Origin of the sequence: Mesorhizobium sp. M7A.F.Ca.AU.001.01.1.1 (genome assembly GCF_004022735.1) — a bacterium.
GTDB lineage: Bacteria > Pseudomonadota > Alphaproteobacteria > Rhizobiales > Rhizobiaceae > Mesorhizobium > Mesorhizobium ciceri.
On the sequence record NZ_RZPF01001375.1, the window covers coordinates 1 to 421 of the forward strand.

General features: G+C 67.0%; 1 pseudogene. It reads left to right on the forward strand.

The features are described 5' to 3' along the window. Nucleotides 1-421, forward strand: a pseudogene (locus EN884_RS38255) (UxaA family hydrolase); the annotation flags it as partial.

Here is a 421-nt window from a genome sequence, read left to right on the forward strand (position 1 = left end):
CTCCGAGACCACGGAAATCTACGGCGCCGAGCATCTGCTTGCCTACCGCGCGGCAACGCCGGAGATCGCGCAGAAGCTCGACGGCTTCGTGAAGTGGTGGGAGGACCACGTCGCCAAGCATGGCGCCTCGATCGACAACAATCCCTCGCCCGGCAACAAGCGCGGCGGCCTCACCACCATCCTGGAGAAGTCCCTCGGTGCGGTCGCCAAGGGCGGCCAGACGCCGCTCAACGGCGTCTTCGGTTACGCCGAAAAAGTCACCGGCAGTGGCCTGGTGTTCATGGATACGCCTGGCTACGACCCGGTTTCGGCGACCGGCCAGGTGGCGGGCGGCGCCAACGTCATCGTCTTCACCACCGGCCGCGGCTCCTGCTTCGGCTGCCGTCCGACGCCGTCGATCAAGGTCGCCACCAACTCGACC